19 protein-coding genes are annotated in these 17,978 nt (G+C 65.5%); 8 read left to right on the top strand and 11 right to left on the bottom strand.

The annotated features are described in order from the left end of the window. The first annotated feature begins 260 nt into the window (after window positions 1-260). Entirely contained in the window at window positions 261-533 is a 273-nt protein-coding gene (locus AB4Y73_RS17775; RefSeq protein ID WP_441873501.1) for a DUF2277 domain-containing protein, read from the top strand. A gap of 87 nt (window positions 534-620) precedes the next feature. Here AB4Y73_RS17775 and AB4Y73_RS17780 read toward each other — a convergent pair whose 3' ends face one another. The 7 genes from AB4Y73_RS17780 to AB4Y73_RS17810 form a co-directional block, all read right to left on the bottom strand. After that, entirely contained in the window at window positions 621-2,933 is a 2,313-nt protein-coding gene (locus AB4Y73_RS17780; protein WP_441873503.1) for a heavy metal translocating P-type ATPase, read from the bottom strand. Window positions 2,934-2,958: 25 nt separating this feature from the next. Continuing rightward, window positions 2,959-3,189 carry a heavy-metal-associated domain-containing protein gene (locus AB4Y73_RS17785; protein ID WP_441873505.1) on the bottom strand — a complete coding sequence of 77 codons (231 nt, stop codon included), beginning with the start codon at window positions 3,187-3,189 and terminating at the stop codon, window positions 2,959-2,961. A 70-nt stretch (window positions 3,190-3,259) separates the two neighbouring features. Then, a complete protein-coding gene (locus AB4Y73_RS17790; RefSeq protein ID WP_441873507.1) occupies window positions 3,260-3,607 on the bottom strand; it encodes a metal-sensitive transcriptional regulator in 348 nt (115 codons plus the stop codon). A gap of 271 nt (window positions 3,608-3,878) precedes the next feature. Next, window positions 3,879-4,397: a universal stress protein gene (locus AB4Y73_RS17795; RefSeq protein ID WP_441873509.1), complete on the bottom strand. Its 519-nt coding sequence runs from the start codon at window positions 4,395-4,397 to the stop codon at window positions 3,879-3,881. Window positions 4,398-4,470: 73 nt separating this feature from the next. Then, complete coding sequence (locus tag AB4Y73_RS17800; protein WP_441873511.1) at window positions 4,471-5,997, bottom strand: carboxyl transferase domain-containing protein; 1,527 nt, start codon at window positions 5,995-5,997, stop codon at window positions 4,471-4,473. Between the two features lies 1 nt (window position 5,998). Further along, window positions 5,999-7,258: a CaiB/BaiF CoA transferase family protein gene (locus AB4Y73_RS17805; RefSeq protein WP_441873514.1), complete on the bottom strand. Its 1,260-nt coding sequence runs from the start codon at window positions 7,256-7,258 to the stop codon at window positions 5,999-6,001. A gap of 49 nt (window positions 7,259-7,307) precedes the next feature. Then, the gene (locus tag AB4Y73_RS17810) at window positions 7,308-8,720 is read right to left on the bottom strand and encodes an SLC13 family permease (protein ID WP_441873516.1); all 1,413 of its coding nucleotides are present in this window, start codon (window positions 8,718-8,720) and stop codon (window positions 7,308-7,310) included. Between the two features lie 125 nt (window positions 8,721-8,845). Here AB4Y73_RS17810 and AB4Y73_RS17815 point away from each other — a divergent pair, with 125 nt between their 5' ends. After that, window positions 8,846-9,553: a FadR/GntR family transcriptional regulator gene (locus AB4Y73_RS17815; protein ID WP_441873518.1), complete on the top strand. Its 708-nt coding sequence runs from the start codon at window positions 8,846-8,848 to the stop codon at window positions 9,551-9,553. 21 nt (window positions 9,554-9,574) lie between these two features. Here AB4Y73_RS17815 and AB4Y73_RS17820 read toward each other — a convergent pair whose 3' ends face one another. After that, window positions 9,575-10,348 carry a class F sortase gene (locus AB4Y73_RS17820; RefSeq protein ID WP_441873520.1) on the bottom strand — a complete coding sequence of 258 codons (774 nt, stop codon included), beginning with the start codon at window positions 10,346-10,348 and terminating at the stop codon, window positions 9,575-9,577. A gap of 108 nt (window positions 10,349-10,456) precedes the next feature. After that, entirely contained in the window at window positions 10,457-11,338 is an 882-nt protein-coding gene (locus AB4Y73_RS17825) for a hypothetical protein (RefSeq protein ID WP_441873522.1), read from the bottom strand. A gap of 276 nt (window positions 11,339-11,614) precedes the next feature. On the opposite strand from AB4Y73_RS17825, the gene AB4Y73_RS17830 reads away from it, so the two are divergent. From AB4Y73_RS17830 to AB4Y73_RS17840, 3 genes are all read left to right on the top strand, one after another. Further along, on the top strand, window positions 11,615-11,815 hold the full coding sequence (locus AB4Y73_RS17830) for a hypothetical protein (RefSeq protein WP_441873524.1): 201 nt from the start codon (window positions 11,615-11,617) through the stop codon (window positions 11,813-11,815). Between the two features lie 73 nt (window positions 11,816-11,888). Next, entirely contained in the window at window positions 11,889-13,034 is a 1,146-nt protein-coding gene (locus tag AB4Y73_RS17835; RefSeq protein WP_441873526.1) for a WD40/YVTN/BNR-like repeat-containing protein, read from the top strand. Beyond that, window positions 13,027-13,314, top strand: coding sequence for a MoaD/ThiS family protein (locus AB4Y73_RS17840; protein ID WP_441873528.1), 288 nt, complete (start codon window positions 13,027-13,029; stop codon window positions 13,312-13,314). Before AB4Y73_RS17835 ends, AB4Y73_RS17840 begins: the two co-directional genes overlap by 8 nt. A 1-nt stretch (window position 13,315) precedes the next feature. Here the strand turns inward: AB4Y73_RS17840 and AB4Y73_RS17845 are convergent, their stop codons facing one another. Further along, window positions 13,316-13,552, bottom strand: coding sequence for a hypothetical protein (locus AB4Y73_RS17845; RefSeq protein ID WP_441873530.1), 237 nt, complete (start codon window positions 13,550-13,552; stop codon window positions 13,316-13,318). Between the two features lie 188 nt (window positions 13,553-13,740). On the opposite strand from AB4Y73_RS17845, the gene AB4Y73_RS17850 reads away from it, so the two are divergent. After that, window positions 13,741-14,241, top strand: coding sequence for a hypothetical protein (locus AB4Y73_RS17850; protein ID WP_441873532.1), 501 nt, complete (start codon window positions 13,741-13,743; stop codon window positions 14,239-14,241). Between the two features lie 39 nt (window positions 14,242-14,280). Continuing rightward, window positions 14,281-15,369, top strand: coding sequence for an ATP-dependent DNA ligase (locus AB4Y73_RS17855; protein ID WP_441873534.1), 1,089 nt, complete (start codon window positions 14,281-14,283; stop codon window positions 15,367-15,369). Window positions 15,370-15,489: 120 nt separating this feature from the next. On the opposite strand, the gene AB4Y73_RS17860 is transcribed toward AB4Y73_RS17855, so the two are convergent. Continuing rightward, a complete protein-coding gene (locus AB4Y73_RS17860; RefSeq protein WP_441873536.1) occupies window positions 15,490-16,809 on the bottom strand; it encodes an MFS transporter in 1,320 nt (439 codons plus the stop codon). Window positions 16,810-17,041: 232 nt separating this feature from the next. Here AB4Y73_RS17860 and AB4Y73_RS17865 point away from each other — a divergent pair, with 232 nt between their 5' ends. Beyond that, window positions 17,042-17,857 (top strand): IclR family transcriptional regulator, encoded by an 816-nt coding sequence (locus AB4Y73_RS17865; protein WP_441873538.1) that lies wholly within the window; start codon window positions 17,042-17,044, stop codon window positions 17,855-17,857. Window positions 17,858-17,978: the final 121 nt, after the last annotated feature.

Genomic DNA, 17,978 nt, shown 5'->3' on the forward strand with positions numbered 1-17,978 from the left:
GTGCCAAGAGTCCTGAGCTGCTCTACATCTGCGCCCCAAATAGCCATCAGTTTCTCCTCATACGTCGTTGGATCCGATCCAGATCGGCATCCCCAGCGGCCCCCGGCTCATCCGGAAGATCCATTGCCCCAAACCTATCCCGGCCCCCGGAAACCCGTCGATGGGCACCGCTGCCCATGCACCACTCCCCATCGGAGCGAACCCTCGGACAGCACAGGGCAGGGGTCGATTCCAGGCGTTCCAGAGCCTAGCATGACCATATGTGCCGGAATATTCGAACCCTCCACAACTACGAACCGCATGCAACCTCCGAGGAAGTGCACGCCGCCGCGCTGCAGTACGTGCGCAAGATCAGCGGGAGCACCAAGCCGTCCAAAGCCAACGAGGACGCCTTCGAAGCTGCAGTGCACGAGATCGCGCACATTACGCAGCACCTGCTGGACTCGCTGGTGACGCATGCGCCCGCCAAGGACCGGGACGAGGAGGCGGCCAAGGCCAAGGCCCGTTCCGCCGTCCGCTTCGGCACGGCCTGAGCGGCGCCCCCGTCATGTAAGTAGCAGTAAGTGTCGTTTTGGAGCCTCAAAACGACACTTACTGCTACCTAGTTGGGGCTGGCGCTGCTATTTTCCGAAGCTGCGCAACCGAAGCGAATTGGCCACCACCAGGACCGAACTGGCGGCCATGGCGCCACCGGCAAGCATGGGGTTCAGCAGACCCAGGGCCGCCACCGGAATGCCGATGGCATTGTAGAAGAACGCCCAGAACAGGTTGGTTTTGATGGTGGCCAGCGTCCGCCGGGAGAGCTCGATGGCCTGGGCCACTTGGCCAAGGTCATCGCCCATGACGGTGAGATCCGCCGCTTCAATGGCCACATCGGTGCCTGAGCCCATGGCGATGCCGAGATCGGCCTGCGCCAGCGCGGCGGCGTCGTTCACGCCGTCCCCGGCCATGGCCACCGTGGCGCCGCCGGCCTGGAGCCTCTTGACCGCCTCGACTTTTCCGGCCGGCAGCACGCCGGCGTGAACATCCCCGGGGGAGATCCCGACGGCGGCGGCCACCTGGGCGGCAACCGCGGCGTTGTCGCCGGTTAGCAGGATGGGCCGCAGCCCCAGCCGCTTCAGCCGTTCGATGGCTGCCGCCGAGCCCGGCTTGATGGTGTCCCGCAGGCTGATGATGCCGGCGGGTACGCCATCCACCGCAACCCAGATGGCCGTGGCGCCGCTTGCTTCCGCGGCATCCAGCGCTTGCTGCTGCACCTGGGAGATGCTGACGCCGTTCTCGCTCAGCCAGCCGGTACGGCCCGCCAGGATGGCGCGGCCTTCCACGGTTCCGGCCACTCCGCCGCCTGGCGCGGAACGGAAGTGTTCGACGGCGGGAAGCCGGCCGCCGTCGTACTTAGCATGCACCTGCCCGGCCGCGGCAGCGATGGCGTGGGCGATGGGATGCTCCGAGGCGGCCTCAACGGCACCGGCAAGCCGCAGCACGTCGCTGACCTGTTGGCCATCAAACGCAGAGCTCTCAGCCACGGAAAGCTTTCCACTGGTGACGGTTCCGGTCTTGTCGAGCAGGATGGTGTCCACGGTCCGGGTGTCTTCGAGGACCTGCGGGCCCTTGATCAGGATGCCGAGCTGCGCTCCGCGTCCGGTGCCGGTAAGCAGGCCCACCGGCGTGGCGAGGCCGAGTGCGCAAGGGCAGGCGATGACCAGGACCGTGACGGCTGCGGTGAACGCAGCCCGAAGCTCGGCAGGATCAATTGCCGGGCCGCTAACGACGAGCCACAGCCCGAAGGTGAGCACTGCCAGGGCCAGCACCAGGGGGACAAATACGCCGCTGATCCGGTCAGCCAGCCGCGCAATGGGGGCCTTCCCGGTCTGGGCCTGCGACACCAGCCGCGCCATCTGGGCAAGCGTCGTTTCCGAACCAACCCTGGTGGCCCGGACCAGCAGGCGGCCGGAGGTGTTGATGGTGGCACCAGTGACCTTGCTTTCAGGGCCAACCTCCACCGGGACTGATTCACCAGTCAGCAGGGAAGCGTCGACGGCGGAGCTTCCTTCGATCACCACGCCGTCGGTGGCAATTTTCTCACCCGGGCGGACCACCACAATGTCTCCAACACGGAGGCGATCGGCCGGGATCTTGTGTTCGGACCCGTCGTGCAGGACGGTGGCGTCCTTGGCGCCGAGGTTAAGCAGTGCTTTGAGGGCGTCGCCGGCCTTTTGCTTGGCGTTGGCTTCGAGGAACCGGCCCAGGAGGAGGAAGGTTGTGACCACGGCGGCGACTTCGAAGTACAGGCCACCGGCTTCCATCCCCTCCATAGCTGGGTGTTCGGTCATGAGGGGATCAAGTACCAGCTGCCAGACGCTGAAAAGGTACGCCGCTGCGACGCCGATGGAGACGAGGGTGTCCATGGTGGACGCAAAGTGGCGTGCGTTGACGGCGGCGGCACGGTGGAAGGGCCACGCCGCCCAGCTCACCACGGGAAGGGAAAGTAGGGCCGCCCCCCAGCCCCAGTTCGGGAACTGCACGGCCGGGACCATCGAGATCAGGAACACCGGAACCGTCAGGACTGCGGCCACGATCAGCCGAGGCCTCAATGTGCCGGCGGCGGGACCGTGTTGCATGTGGTCGCCAGTCGCGCCTCCGCTGGATACATGCTCCGGGTGATCGTTGGTTTGGGGAGTGTGGGTGGGGGATTGGCGGAGGGTTGCCTTGTAGCCCGTGGCGTTGACTGTGTCCACGATCTGCTGGTCCGTGATGCCGGCCGGAACGGTGACGTGGGCGGACTCCAGGGGGAGATTCACGGAGGCTTCCACGCCGTCGAGCTTGCCGAGCTTCCGTTCCACGCGGTTCACGCACGACGCACAAGTCATGCCCTCGATGTCCAGTTCAACCAGCCGGTTACCCGCCTGGTTCAGTAAGTGCTCCGTTTGCACGGTTGATCGCCCGATTTCCAAGTAGTTACGCGTCGTTTGCCACAACCAGGTAGCCGGCTTCAGCCACCGCTTCGCCGATCTCGGCCGGCGACAACTCCTGGCTGGAGGTAATGGTGACGGTGGAGATGCCCCCGGCGTTGAGGTCGACCTCGACCCCTTCAACCCCGGCGAGGGACTCAATTTCTTCACTGACAGAGGAAATGCAGTGGCCGCAGGTCATGCCGGACACGCTGACTGTGGTGGAGACGGTGCTCATGTTGCTCCTTATAAGGGCGCCGGCGGGTTGGCCGGGCCTCGGTGGTTGGTTGGTTGCTGAGGGGGTGGTGTCAGCGCAGGAGCCGGCCGATTGCTTCCGCGGCTTCTTTGACCTTGACGTCGATTGCTTCCGCCCGCAGGTCAGGGTCAGGCTCGGCGGCGGCACCTACGACGCAATGCCCGATGTGTTCTTCGACGAGTCCGAGGCTTACGGCGTGAAGGGCCTTAGTGACGGCGGAAACCTGCGTCAGGATGTCGATGCAATATTTGTCCTCATCCACCATCCGGGCAATGCCGCGGACCTGACCCTCGATCCGTTTAAGCCTTCGCAGATAGGCGTCTTTGTTGGCGGTGTAGCCATGCTGCGGCGCGGACTCGGCGGCCGCAGGCCCTTGGACGGTTGCCTGTGGGGATTCCATGGCTCCAACATATACCCCAAGGGGGTATCAGCACAAGTACCCCCAGGGGGTATCGAAAGACCGTTTCGGGCACAAAAAAAGCTCCGGAGTGCGTTATTGGGGGATACGCACTCCGGAGCAGCCTTTGGGCAGATCTGCCCGGCCCCATGGCCGGATCTCTCTGCTTGAACCAGCTTACTTGCCAGTATGGCTGTCCGCCAGCACCTCGAATAACTACTTTCGCTTTATTATTTCGGCCGCCCCAACGCGTGCTCCGAAAGCCTCCGCGGAGCTATTCACGGTCCTCGTGCGCCGGCCTCCGGTACGGGACCACCAGTACCGGCCGGCTCTGGTGATGGGTCAGCCAGAGGCCCACCGAACCGTTAAGCATCTCGGAGATCCGGTGGGACAGGCCGCGTTCCGATGTGCCCACGACAATCATGGGCACGTTGCTTTCCGCGGCCAGCCGGGCGAGGGCACGGGCCGGGTCGCCCGCCAGGGTGCGCAGGGTCCAGTCGACGTTTGCGCCGTCCGTGCCGGCATTGGCCACCGTGCGTTCAATGGCGGCTTTGATGCCAGAGGTCACCGCTCGGACGTCCTCGTCGTCCTGCCCGGGGTGGAGCGAGAGGCGGTGCGCCGACCGGGCGGGATCCCATTCCACCAGGTAGCTGGCTTCGTCAACGTAGGCGCAAAGCAAAGGCGCCGACAGCCTAGCCGCAAGCTTGGCCGCCGTCGTCAGCACTTCAGGGTGCTGATTGGGCAGCACACCCACCAGCAGCGGTGGCGGGCCACTGAACCGTTCAGGAGTCATAACCCCATTTTGTGCCCGGCGGCGGTCCTTGAACAGGCCCCGCCGTTCCCTGCAGGCCTCATCGGTACATACATCATTGCGAAAGCAGTGGCCCGATGCCGCCCAGTTTCCGGTATTTGGCCAGCCTCTGCGGCAGCAGCTCGGTGATTCCGGCCCTGGACAGGGCTGCCAGCTCGTATTCGATGGCCTGCCCCAGGCGCAGGCAGAAGGCCTTCGGCTCAAGGGACGCGTCGGGGCGTTCGTCCACGATGTGCTCAACGAGCCCGTGGGCGTAGAGCGAGGCGACGTTGACGCCCTGGGCTTCGGACATGGACGGTGCGTAATCGGTGTTCCGGTGGACGATGGCACTTGCGCCCTCGGGAGGCAACGGTGAAAGCCAAGCATGCTGGGCCGCGATGGTGCGGTCCGCGGGCAGGAGCGCCAACGCCCCTCCGCCGGCACCCTGGCCCATCAGCACTGACAGGGAGGGCGAGTTCAGTCCAATGAGGTCGTGCAGGGAGCGGGCGATTTCGCCCGCGAGGCCTCCTTCCTCAGCTTCCTTGGAGAGTGCCGCGCCGCTGGTGTCGATGACCGTGAGTAGCGGCAGGCCGAGTTCCTCGGCCAGCCTCATCCCACGGCGTGCCTCACGAAGGGAGGCCGGCCCCATCGCAGTTTGCTGCGATGGCCGGGGCCGGGTGTGGCCGATGACCACGCAGGACTCCTGGCCGAAGCGGGCCAGGGCCAGCTGAAGGCCAGGGTCCTTCTCCCCCTGCCCGGTGCCGTTGAGGGGCAGTACATCCCTGGCGCCGTAGGCAAGCAGCTGGCGCAGGTCCGGCCGTTTCGGATCACGGGCGATGCCGATGGATTCCCAGGCGCCGGCGTCGGATGGTCTGACCGAAAGGGTCCCCGGTGGTTCGAGCCGCGGGTGCGGGCCGGTGACCAGGATGCTTAGCGCGCGGTCAACGACGTCGGACAGTTGCGACGGCGGGACCACGGCGTCGATGAGGCCCTTGTCGAAGAGGTTCTCCGCGACCTGGACGTTCTCGGGGAAGGGTGTGCCGTTGATGGCCTCGTAGACGCGGGGGCCGAGGAAGCCCAGCAGGGCCCCGGGTTCGGCGACGGTGATGTGGCCGAGGGATCCCCACGATGCCATGACTCCGCCCGTGGTGGGGTGCCGCAGGTAGACAAGGTAGGGCAGGCCGGCCTGGCGGTGGGCGCGGACGGCCGCGCTGATCTTCACCATTGACAGGAAGGCGACGGTTCCTTCCTGCATGCGGGTGCCTCCCGATGCCGGCCCCGCCAGAAGCGGCAGGCCTTCCCGGGTGGCCCGCTCGACGGCCGTGACGATACGTTCAGCGGCGGCAAGGCCGATGGAACCGGCAAGGAAGCGGAATTCACTGACGATGACAGCCACGCGGCGGCCGCGGATGCGGCCTTCCCCGGTGAGGACGGACTCGTCCACGCCGGTCTTTGCCCGGGCGCCCGCCAGTTCGTGGCTGTATCCGGGACCCGGATCAGGGTCCACCACTGGGGTATCCCAGGTCCGGTACGTGCCCGGATCGAGCACCGTGGTGATGAGTTCCGTGGCGTCCAAATGCTTGGTTTTCTGCTCCGTCAGCACTTCAGCGCCCCTCCTGTGCCGTTCCGGCTCCGGCAATGCCGCCCGCTGGTCCAAGTGCGCCCGCCGGCACCAGCCCGAGCCACTGCCGGATCTGATCCCCGTTCTGGTTAAGCAACGGCGGCGCGGTGTGGTTCGTCAGCGTTGTTTCCGTAATGTCGGCAGCGCTGAAGAACCGCAGCGGGGGGCCAGGCAGGCTCACGGTGCCGAGGACCTCATGGTCAACATCGATCACGAGCCCCTGTGAGTGGACCTGCTCCCAGGCATAGACCTCATCCAGGGTGCGGACTTTGCCGGCCGGGATGCCGGCGTCATTGAGCTTGGCCAGCAGCGGCTCGGCCTCGAACCAGGCGAAGGCCCGTTCCACCTCTTCGATGACTTCGCCGCGGTTGCGCACCCGGTCCGCGTTGGTGGCGAATTCCGGCTGTTCGGCATCGATTCCGAACGTGGACGCGAACGAGCGCCAGAGTTTTTCGCTCCCCACGCTGATCTGCACCTGGCCCTGCCGGCAACGGAACAGACCGTAGGGGGCGATGGAGGGATGGTGGTTGCCCTGCGCTTTTGGCGTTTCGCCGGCGACAGTTGTCCTGGTGCCCTGGAAGGCGTGGACCCCGATGAGCGCCGCGAGCAGGGAGGTCCGGACGATTTGTCCCTGCCCGGTGCGTTCGCGCTGCAACAGTGCGGCGAGAGTGCCAAACGCCCCGTACATGCCGGACAGTAGATCCGCGATAGGGACCCCGACCCGCTGCGGGTCGTCCGGCCCGGACCCCGTCAGGGACATCAGTCCGGCCTCACCCTGCAGGATCTGGTCGTAGCCGCTGCGGCGGGATTCGGGGCCGTCGTGACCGAAGCCCGTGATGGACAAAATGACCAATGCCGGGTTGAGCGCATGCATTTCCGCTGTGGAGAAGCCGAGCCGGTCCAGGACGCCAGGACGGAAGTTTTCGATGACGACGTCGGCGCGTTCCAGCAGTTCGCGCAGGACTGTGCGGCCGTCGTCGTCCTTCAGGTCCAGGGCGATGGATTCCTTGTTGCGGTTGCAGGACAGGAAGTACGTGGCCTGCCGGTCGTCGTCGGGGCCGACGAAGGGCGGGCCCCAGCCGCGGGTATCGTCCCCGGTCCCGGGGTTTTCGACCTTGATGACCCTGGCGCCGAGATCGCCCAGCATCATGCCGGCGTGCGGACCGGCGAGGGCGCGGCTCAGGTCAACCACAAGGTACCCCGACAGCGGGCCGTCGGTCTGGGTGGTCGGTTGGGTGCTCATAGCGGTAGTCCTCTGTTTGCGGTGTGGGGCGTGGGCTGAAGGTGACGGGCTACATCCAGCCCGGAACCACCATGACCAACCAGGCGATCGCGGGTCCGACGGCGACGACGATGCCGCTGTAGGCCAAAATCTGCTTGTAGAACTTGTCCTTGTCCACGTCCTCGGGAGCGTTGGCGAGGACCAGGGCGCCGTTGGTGGAGAACGGGGACACGTCCACGATCGTGGCGGCGACGGCGAGGGCGGCGATAACCCCGACGGCCCCGATCTCGCCGCTGCCCAGGAACGGTACCGCCAGCGGGATGAGGGCCGCCAGGATGGCGGTGGAGGAGGCGAAGGCGGAAACCACGGCGCCGATGTAGCAGATCAACAGGGCCGCCAGGAGCGGCATGCCCAGTTGCGTCACGCTTTCCGAGACGAACTTGATGGTGCCCGCCTCTTCCAGTACGCCTACGAAGGTGAGCATGCCGCAGATGAGCAGGACGGTGGACCAGCTGATCTTGTTCACGGCGCCCTTTTGGGCCGCGGGGGAGACGAGGGCCAGGACGATGGCGATGGTGATGGAGACGAAGCCAACATCAACTTTGAAGCCGAGGGAGATGACGGCGAGGGCGATTAGGCCCGCGATGGTGACGAGCTGCGGAACCGAGGCCCTGGCCCCGGTGGGTTCCTGGCTGCCTGCCGTTGAGGAGCCGGCCGAGGCCGTTGCCCCGGATCCATTCGAGGTGCCCTTCGACGAGACGCTGGCGGAGGAGATGTCAGATCCGGAGCCTTGCAGGGTGACGCCGGCTGCGCGGGCGCCCAGGCTGACCGACATGCGCTTGGTGGCGGCCTGTTCCACCAGCCGTCCGCCCTTTGTAGAGAGGAGTTGGCTTCCCCCGAGGACGACGAACAGAACCAGGGCGATGGCGAGATTGAAGAAGAAGCTTGCCAGGAAGATCGCCATGGGACTGGCTTCGAGGTCCGTCTTGGCCAGGATGCCGTTGACAGTGACACCGTAAACGGCGATGGGGGAGAAGCCGCCCGCCTGCGCGCCGTGCACCACCATCATGCCCATCATGAGGGGGTTGATTTTATGCTTGGCCGCAAAGCTGAGGGCTATGGGCGCAATGATGGCGACGGCGGCCGGGGAGAGTGCGCCCACGGCCGTGATGACCGCTGTAATAGCGAACATGACCCAGGGGATGAGGGCCACACGGCTGCCCACCATCCGGACGGCGCCCCTGACCAAAAGGTCAATGGTGCCGTTGTTCTGCGCAATGGCAAACAGGTAGGTGACCCCCACGATGGTCAGGAACAGGCCACCCGGGAAGTTGGCGAGGATGTCAGCGGTGGACATCCCCAGCACAACCGTACCCAGCAGGAAGGCTCCCGCGAAGGCCAGGGCCCCCATGTTGAGGGGCAGCACTGTGGCTAGCAGGAACATCGCCGCCAGGATGATGATTGAAAGGACGGGAGCGGACATCTTTGTGCCTCCGGATCGGAATCGGTGTGAAGTGGCTCACTGGCCTAGCCTCCTAGACACTAGGTGTCCTTGTCAATAGTCATCAAGTACTCTTGCCTTTAAGGCCCTTTGCGAAAGGAAGTGCGGTGCCCAAACGGTCAGCAGCACAACAGATCTCTCGGGTGACCCGCCCCCGGCTCTACGAGCAGCTCGTGGAACAGCTCATGGAGTACATCGAGGCTGCCCAGCTGGTGCCGGGGGATACGTTGCCGGCCGAGCGTGAACTCGCCGAGCGCCTGGGCGTCTCGCGTGCAACTCTTGCCCAGGCGCTGGTGGCGCTGGAAGTACTGGGCGTGATCGACGTTCAGCACGGCACGGGGGCGGTGTTGGTTTACCGTCCGAATGTTCCGTCCGTGATTAGGGGCCTCCGTGAGCACAGCAGCCGCCTGCCCGAGATCGTGGAGGCTCGGAGCACCCTTGAAGTGAAGCTCGCCGAGCTTGCCGCAACCAGACGCAGCGGCGAGGACATGAAAGCCATCGACAAAGCGCTCGAGGCGATGGCCGAAGAGGTTGCCTCGGGAGCGCGTGGGGCGCACGGCGACGAGCTCTTTCATCAGGCCGTGACCGCGGCCGCGCACTCCGCCGTCCTGGCCCAGCTGATGGCGTTCATCGCCGGAATGGTCCTGGAAACCCGCCTTGAGTCCCTTGGACAGCCGGGCCGCCCGGAGCAGTCCCTCGCATCCCACCGCAAGATCGCCGAGGCCATCAGGGTCCAGGATCCCGCTGCTGCTGCTGCGGCAATGCTGGAGCACATTGACCTTGTTTCCGACGTAGCCCTGCTCAAGAACGGCTAATTTTTCGTCGGGAAATCCCGGCTATGCAACGACGGGCGACGCCGAGACTACTACGTTCTTCCCCCAGGGATCCTCGGTGTAGCAGCTGATGAGTACCACCCGGTTGGGCACCATTTCCCAGATGGGGCTGTCTTTGAGGCCTGCCTTGACATAGGTGGTGACAGTGTCCACCCGGTAGCGGATGGTGCCGGCGGCGGTGACGACGTCGAACTCGTCGCCTTCGTTCGCTCGGGAGCTGAGGTGGTTGAACGGGGCGTCCCGGTCTTCCCAGCTGTGCCCGATGATGTAGGTGGTGTTGCCGGAGCCGTTGCCCGGAACTCCGAAGGGCGTCAGCCAATACCCTTCCATGGTGGACGGGGGCACCACAGTGCGGCTGGCCGCCGCAGCGGCATCCGGTTCGAGCGGGTGGACTGCGGTATCGATGGCCGCCGCCGGGTACAGGATGCGCAGGGGCGCGGAAGCCTCGGGCAGCGCAGGTGCGGGGGCGGCAGTAACTGGGCTGGTGCCGGCAGTGGGTGCCGCGGTGCTGGGCTGTCCCGAGGATAGCGGCGAGGGAACGGACGACGGCGGCGCAACCGATGGTGCCGCAACTTCGGCAGCGCGGACGCCTGCGCCCCCATGGTTGCCGGCGTCCGGATGGCTGAGTAAGGGGCCGCCGAAGGTCAGGGACACGAAACCGATGATGCCGCACAGGAGGATGGCGAGGTCTCCCCTGTTCAACCCCCGGACCCGGTTCCATTTGGAAGCGCGCAATTGGCCTCCGCGGGCGTTATGCCTGCCGGGCTCCTTCGGCATGGTGTCTCCTCTCTCCGTGTGCTGGCGGTCAGCTGATCGGGAAACGGCGAGGGCGCCCCGCCGTGTGGTGGGACGCCCTCGGCGGAATCGTCGAATGCTCGGGCCGCGTCAGCCCGCCGTCGGCGATTCTGTCCGGGACTTGCGCCGGACCGAAACCACAGCACCCGCACCGAGCAGTACGCCCAGTCCGGCCAGCCATGTGGTGTTGCCCTCGGTGCCGCTTACGGAGGTCTGCGCGTTGAAGCCCTGGTTGGTGCCGAGGCTGACAGCCGCCGCAGGTACCTTGGCCACTGCACCCTGAGGGGCGGCAACCTGGCCGATGGGTGTCTGTGCAACCGGCGTCGGCGGAACCGGGGTTTCAGGCACCACTACGGGCGGTACAACTACGGGCGGTACAACCTCAGGCGGTACAACCTCGGGCGGTACAACCGGCGGGGTCTCGTGGTCACAGGAACAGTTGTCGTCTCCGTTGCCGTTCCCGCCTCCGTTGCCGTTGTCGTGGCCGTTCCCGTTCCCGTTGTCATGGCCGTTCCCATTCCCGTTCCCGTTCCCGTTCCCGTTCCCGTTGTCGTGGCCGTTGCCGTTCCCGTGGCCGTTGCCGTTCCCGTTGCCGTTGTCGTGGCCGTTGCCGCCTCCGTTGCCGTTGCCGTTGTTTCCGGAACCGTTGCCGCCTCCGTTGCCGTTCCCGTTGTTTCCGGAACCGTTGCCGCCTCCGTTGCCGTTGCCGTTCCCGTTGTTTCCGGAACCGTTGCCGCCTCCGTTGCCGTTGCCGTTCCCGTTGTTTCCGGAACCGTTGCCGCCTCCGTTGCCGTTGCCGTTGCTTCCGGAACTGGTATCGTTGCCGTTGCCGTTCCCGTTTCCATTGCTGGCGTGTTGGCTATTTCCGTCCGATACTTGGCCGTTGACGGTCGAGTCCGTTGCATATACCGGGGCCGTGACGCTGAACAACGCCAGCCCCGCGACCCCCAAAGTTGCTAACGCTCTTTTCACGGTATTTCCCCTGTCGGTTGTGAAACTGACTTTGGCGGCATAAAGGGGAAGGATTGGCTCTGCCCCAGGCAGCCTGGCCAGCTTGTTGTGGTCACTTCACGCTATGCGCGGCGGCCGCCGCGGTCGGGAGTGGTGAATACTCGTCTTTTTGCTCTTTGAACTGCTGGGACACCTGCATGTACCCGAAACTGGGAGGCGACTACTTGAAAGAGGGCGCCCTTGAACGCCGACTGGCCCCGGCCTAACGTTGAGTCATAGGAAGGTGCGTGACGGGGCATGGAAATTTACATGTGGTGGCTGGACGTCAACCTGGACACGAAGGAATGGCTGCGGGAGAACCTCCGGGCCGGGGAGTTGCCGTTGCAGATCCTGCAGGGCATCGCCGAAGCGGGCGGACCACACCCCGAAAATCCCGTTAAGGTCCTCACCGAGGCGGACTGGGATTTCATCGAGACCCAGTCCGAATTCGTCGATTGAGCGGTAGTCCGCAGTAGTCCGGTAACCCACAGAGCCGAGAAAACCGTTGCAGCCGCCCGGCCGGGGTGGTTGCATGGGGTGCATGGCAACCGCAGCGAGTTTTGTCCTGGCAATCGGCACGAAAAAGGGCCTTTGGCTGGCTACGAGCCGGGACCGGCAGCACTGGTCCTTCTCCGGCCCGCACTTCCTGATGAGCGAAATACCCAGCATCGGCATTGACACCAGGGACGGCAGGACTCGGATCATGGTGGGCGTCCGATCCGAGCATTGGGGCCCCACCGTGGCGCACTCCGATGACCTGGGAGCCACGTGGTCTGAGCCCGAAAAGGGTGCCATCACCTTTCCCGAAGATACGGGCGCTGCGGTGGAACGGATCTGGCAGATCTACCCGGACGCAGAGTCGCGGCCCGGCGTGGTCTGGGCCGGGGCGGAGCCTATTTCGGTGTGGAAATCCACGGACGGCGGCGAGCACTTCGAGCTCAACCGCGGGCTCTGGGACCATCCTCACCGCAGCGAATGGGGCGCCGGATACGGCGGCGCCGCCGCCCATTCCATCGTGGTCAATTCCGCGGGGGACAATGTCCACATCGCCATGAGCACAGGGGGCGTCTACCGCTCGCTCGACGGCGGCACCTCCTGGGAGCCCCGCAACAAGGGAATCTCTGCCTACTTCATGCCCGATCCCAACCCGGAGTTTGGCCAGTGCGTGCACAAGATTGCTGCCGATGCCGCCGTCGACGGCCGCCTGTACGCGCAGAACCATCACGGTGTGTACCGCACGGACGATAACGGCGAAAACTGGAACTCCATCGCAGCAGGGCTTCCGGCCGACTTCGGTTTTGTGATGCTGACGCACCCCCGCCGTGAAGGGACCGCCTGGGTAGTGCCGCTGAAGGCCGACGGCGAGCGTATTCCGCCTGAGGGCAAGCTTGCGGTCCACCGCACGGACGACGCCGGCGCCACCTGGAAACGCCTGGATTCGGGGCTGCCCGCCAGCGAATACAACAGCGTGCTGCGCGACGCCGCATCCGTTGATTCCGCTGAACCGGCCGGCGTCTACTTTGGTACGCGCGGCGGCACGGTCTACGCCAGCGCCGACGAAGGCGAAACGTTCACCGAGGTGGCATCGCACCTGCCGGACGTCCTGTGCGTCCGGGCGGCAATGATCTCCGACGCGGCGCTGCCGGTTCCGGAAACGGCAGCTGCCCACGGTGCCTGACATCAAAGTGGTGCTCCCCAGCGTCCTCCACTCACTGGCCGGCGGGCAGTCCATCCTGACTGCGCCCGCTGAGGGCCCGTTGACTGTGGGGAAGCTACTGGAAAAGGTGACCGGGAACTACCCGGTCCTCGCCCGCCGCCTGCAGGACGAAACCGGGGCACTTCGCCGCTACGTGAATATTTACGTGAACGGCGACGAAGTGCGCAGGCTACAGGGCCTGGAAACCGAGGTGGCCGCCGGCCAGGAGGTTCTGATCATCCAGTCGGTGGCCGGCGGCTAGCTCAGGCCACCCGCCACACGCTGCATTCGTCCGTATTGATGGCCTTCCGCAGCCCGGTGAGACGGTCCACAATCCACACAACACCGATGCCCGGCGCTGTTTCCTGAACGCTGCCGCGTCGGATCACCACATCGTCGTAGTTCGGGCCCACCGACAAGCGGGCTTCGATTTCGTCGCCGCGGTGGAGCTGGTCCAGGGCGCGGACCCGGGTCACATGGGCTTTGGCTTCCTTCAACATGGTGGCCTCCTGGCTGGAGCTGGTGCCTGCACTTGCCGGCACTTCCAGTGTGGCTCCGCATTGTTGCGGCCCGGTTTCCTGATGGTTAGGGCCCTGTTAGTTCTCTGCGCCGGTCCGGTTTCGGCCCCCGCGCAGGACGACGGCCGGATTGCGGCCGATGCGGAGGACCAGGCGCATAGGGTGGTTGCATGGAACTCGCCGGCGGGATCTGGACAGTCATTCTGGGCGCAGCGGCAGTGGCCCCGCTGGCCACATTTGGCGTTGTCCTGGTGGCCTACCTGACCTACCGGCAGAAATCGCAGGCAGACAAGCGCGACCAGTGGTGGAAGCGCGCCCAGTGGGGTATCGACTCCGCCCTGGACGACGCCGATCCGCAGCGGCGGCTGGCCGGGATCAAGCTCCTGGTCCAACTTATCGGCAGCGATCTTGCCACGCCGGAGGACGCTGACCTGATGAGCGCCCTCGCCGTGGGCATCCAGGACCAGGAGCTCGACCGGCACGAGCTTGCGCACACACTGCAGGAGGGCGTGATCCCCGGGGCGCGCCCCAGGGCCCGGCAGGATCCCCGTCATGAAGTGATGCTTGGCTCACGGGGCAGAACGGCAGTGGTGGACTCGGCGGCGGCGGCCCGCATCCTCCGCGAGGCCGAGCTGCTCCTCGCCGCTGACGTGCGGCGATCTCAAACCTAGGCCTACCGCCGGCGCTTCCGCCGGGCAAGAATGTTGCCTATGAAACTTCCCGTCATGCCTCCTGTCCCGCCCATGCTCGCCAAGGCCGTCAGTGGCATGGGGGGACTCCCTGAGGGCGGCGACCTCAGCTACGAACCCAAATGGGACGGCTTCCGGTCCATCATTTTCCGTGACGGCGACGACCTGGAAATCGGCAGCCGCAACGAGAAACCCATGACCCGCTACTTTCCGGAGCTGGTGGTTGCCCTGAAGGAGAATCTGCCGCACCGGTGTGTGGTGGACGGCGAGATCATCCTGGTGGGGGCCACCGGTCAACGGTTGGATTTCGATGCTCTGCAGCAGCGGATCCATCCGGCCGCCAGCCGGGTGAAAATGCTGTCCGAGCAGACGCCTGCCAAATTTGTGGCCTTTGACCTGCTTGCCCTGGGGGACGAGGACTACACCGGCCGGCCTTTCGCGGATCGCCGGGCCGCACTCGAAAAGGCGCTCGCCGGCACCAAGGCTCCGGTCCACGTCACCGCAGCGACCCAGGACAAGGCCACCGCCGAACAGTGGTTCCAGCAGTTCGAAGGCGCCGGCCTGGACGGGATCGTGGCCAAACCGCTGGAGGGCATCTACCAGCCGGACAAGCGCGTGATGTTCAAGATCAAGCACGAACGCACCGCCGACTGCGTGGTGGCCGGTTACCGGGTGCACAAAAGCGGTCCTGACGCTATCGGGTCGCTGCTGCTCGGCCTCTACAAGGACGACGGCGGCCTGGCCAGCGTAGGCGTCATCGGCGCCTTCCCGATGAAGCGCCGGCAGGAACTCTTCGAACAGCTCCAGCCGCTGGTGACTGACTTCGAGGATCACCCGTGGGCCTGGGCCAAACAGGCGGAAAGCGAGCGGACGCCCCGCAAGGCTGAGGGGAGCCGGTGGAGCGCAGGCAAGGACCTGTCCTTTGTGCCCCTCAAGCCGGAACTGGTGGTGGAGGTCAGGTATGACCATATGGAAGGTGAGCGTTTCCGGCACACGGCCCAGTTCTCGCGCTGGCGGCCGGACCGGGATCCGGAGTCCTGCACCTACGCCCAGCTCGAGGAGCCGGTGACCTTCGATCTTGCGTCTGTGCTGAAGACCGGCCGGCCCTAGGCACCCAAGCCACCTGCCGCCGTCGTACTTTTTTGCTGTTGGACACGCCCAGTTCCAACGGGGAAAGCCCGCCATTCGGGGGAATGGCGGGCTTTCCGGTCTCAAAACTTGGCTGGTGCGTTACTTCAGGCCGAGCTGCTTGGTGGGAACCTTGTAGGTTTCCTTGGCCGTCAGTGCGGAGATCGCCGCGATGCCGCAGATCACGGCGGTGAAGATGCTGATCTGGACCCAGCCGCCGGGCTGGATGCCGCCCATGGCAGCCACGATGGCCGGAGCAAAGCCTGCCATCAGGAAGCCCAGCTGTGTGCCGATCGCCAGGCCGGAGAAGCGGACCTTGGTGCTGAACATCTCGGCGTAGAAGGACGGCCAGACCGCGTTCGAGGCTGCGTAACCGAAGGAGAAGAACCCGATGGCCGCCACGAACATCAGCGGCACGCTTCCGGATTCCAGGCTGAGCAGGAACACCGGAGTGAGGATCGCGCTGGCCACGGCGCCGTAGATGAAGACCGGCTTGCGGCCGATCTTATCGGCGAGCTTGCCGAACAGCGGCTGGGTGCCCAGGGCTACCAGGTTCGCGCCGACCACCAGCCACAGGGTGGTGGTGCCGTCAACTCCGGCGACCGTCTTGGCATAGCTGATGGCCAGGGTTCCAAACACAGTGGACACGGCGGCGATGAAGGCGCAGGCAATGACACGGAGGACGTCGCGCCAGTGTCCCTTGAGGAGATCGGCAACGGGGAGTTTGGAGATCTGGGCCGTCTTCTGGGCTTCCTCGAAGGCGGGCGGTTCGTGCAGGGTGCGCCGGATAAAGAACGCAACGATAACCACGACGGCGCTGAGCCAGAACGGGATGCGCCAGCCGATGCCGTACTTGATCTCGTCCGGGAGGGCGAGTACGGGGATGAAGACGAGGGCTGCGAGGATTTGGCCGCCCTGGGTGCCGGTGAGGGTCCAGGAGGTGAAGAAGGACCGGCGGTTGTCAGGGGCGTGCTCGAGCGTCATCGATGACGCGCCTGCCTGCTCACCGGCGGCGGAAAGGCCCTGGCAGAGCCGTGCCAGCACCAGCAGGGCAGGCGCCCACCAGCCCACGGTGTTGAAGTCGGGGAGGCAGCCGATGACGAACGTCGAGGCGCCCATCAGCAGCAGGGTGAACATGAGGACCTTCCGCCGGCCCACGCGGTCACCGAAGTGGCCCAGGATCACAGCGCCAATCGGACGGGCAACATAGGCGAAGCCGAAAGTGGCGAAGGACATGACGGCCGCGTTGGCCCCGGCGTCCGGGAAGAAGACGGTGGGAAAGATCAGTGCTGCCGCGGAACCGAAGATGAAGAAGTCGTAATATTCGACGGCGCTGCCCAGGAAGCTGGCGAGGGCTGCTTTCTTTGGCGTCCCGGCAGGGGCAGCGGTGCCCGGCCCCGCGGACGGAAGTGTCTGGCTCATGGAGTTCCTTTTGTGTGACGACATTGTCGCGGATGGACCTGGGGGAAGCGCAGCCGCACCTGCCTGTCGTGGCAGCGGGCGGTGCGGCTGGTGTCCGTTGAAAGACCCGGACCAGTAGCCACATGGTGGGAGCTACTTGTGCGATACAGCAATCATGGCTGTGAGCGCAGTCACTTGTCAAGAAAATAATCACCATCTAGAAATAGCTCTCACAATGTGGCAATATCGATGTATGAGTGTGAACCAAGCCACAGCCGACGATGACGTCTCAACCGAACAAAAGGCGCCCAAGGGCGACCGCACCGACATGGTGGGCAAGGCCCTGAGCCTGTTGGTCCTCCTGGGTGACGAGCCGCGCGGTGCCAGTGCCGCGGAGATCTCGCGCCGCGCCGAGCTTCCCTTCAGCACCACCTACCGCCTGTTGGGTTCCCTGACCCGGGACGGCTTTGTGGACTACGAGCCGGACGGCCGCCGCTACCACCTGGGCCTGCGCATCTTCCAGCTGGGCCAGCGGGTCTCGAACCACCATGGCTTCGCCGGCACGGCCCTTCCGATCCTTCGCCGCGTCACCGAGCAGACCGGGGAGGCCACCATCCTCAGCGTCCGGGACGGCCACCACCACCTCACGGTCAACAAGGTGGACGGCCCGCAGACGTTCCGCGTCACCAGCGACCCCGGCCACCTGGGGGCCCTGCACGCCACCGCGGTGGGCAAAGCCCTCGTGGCGTTTGCCGAGGATGCGGAGCGGGAGGCCCTGATTGAGGAGCTGGAGCTTAGCCCGCTCACCGAGCACACCATCACGGACCGTGCAGTGTTCCGCGCTGAAATGGAACGGGTCCGCCGGCAGGGATATGCCGTGATGGATGAGGAAAATGAGAACGGGATGCGCGCGGTGGCCGTGCCGCTGCTCAACGCACAGGGCCACGCCTTCGCGTCGCTGGCCACTGCCGTCCCTGTTTTCCGACTCAGCATGGAGGCCCTGCTGGCGCATGTGCCCTTGCTCCAGGAGGCCGCCGCCGAACTGGCAGCACGGCTGCCGCAGCGCTAAAGCGGGCTCTAATGTTCGCATGTAGAACATGCGTGCGATAAGTGAACAAGTGTTGTACTGTAATCCCTATCACCTGGCCCGCCGCGTCCGCCCAGAGCGCCGCCGCCCGTCACGTGCCGTA

Origin of the sequence: Pseudarthrobacter sp. TAF60_1, from assembly GCF_052113505.1 — a bacterium.
Taxonomy (GTDB): domain Bacteria; phylum Actinomycetota; class Actinomycetes; order Actinomycetales; family Micrococcaceae; genus Arthrobacter.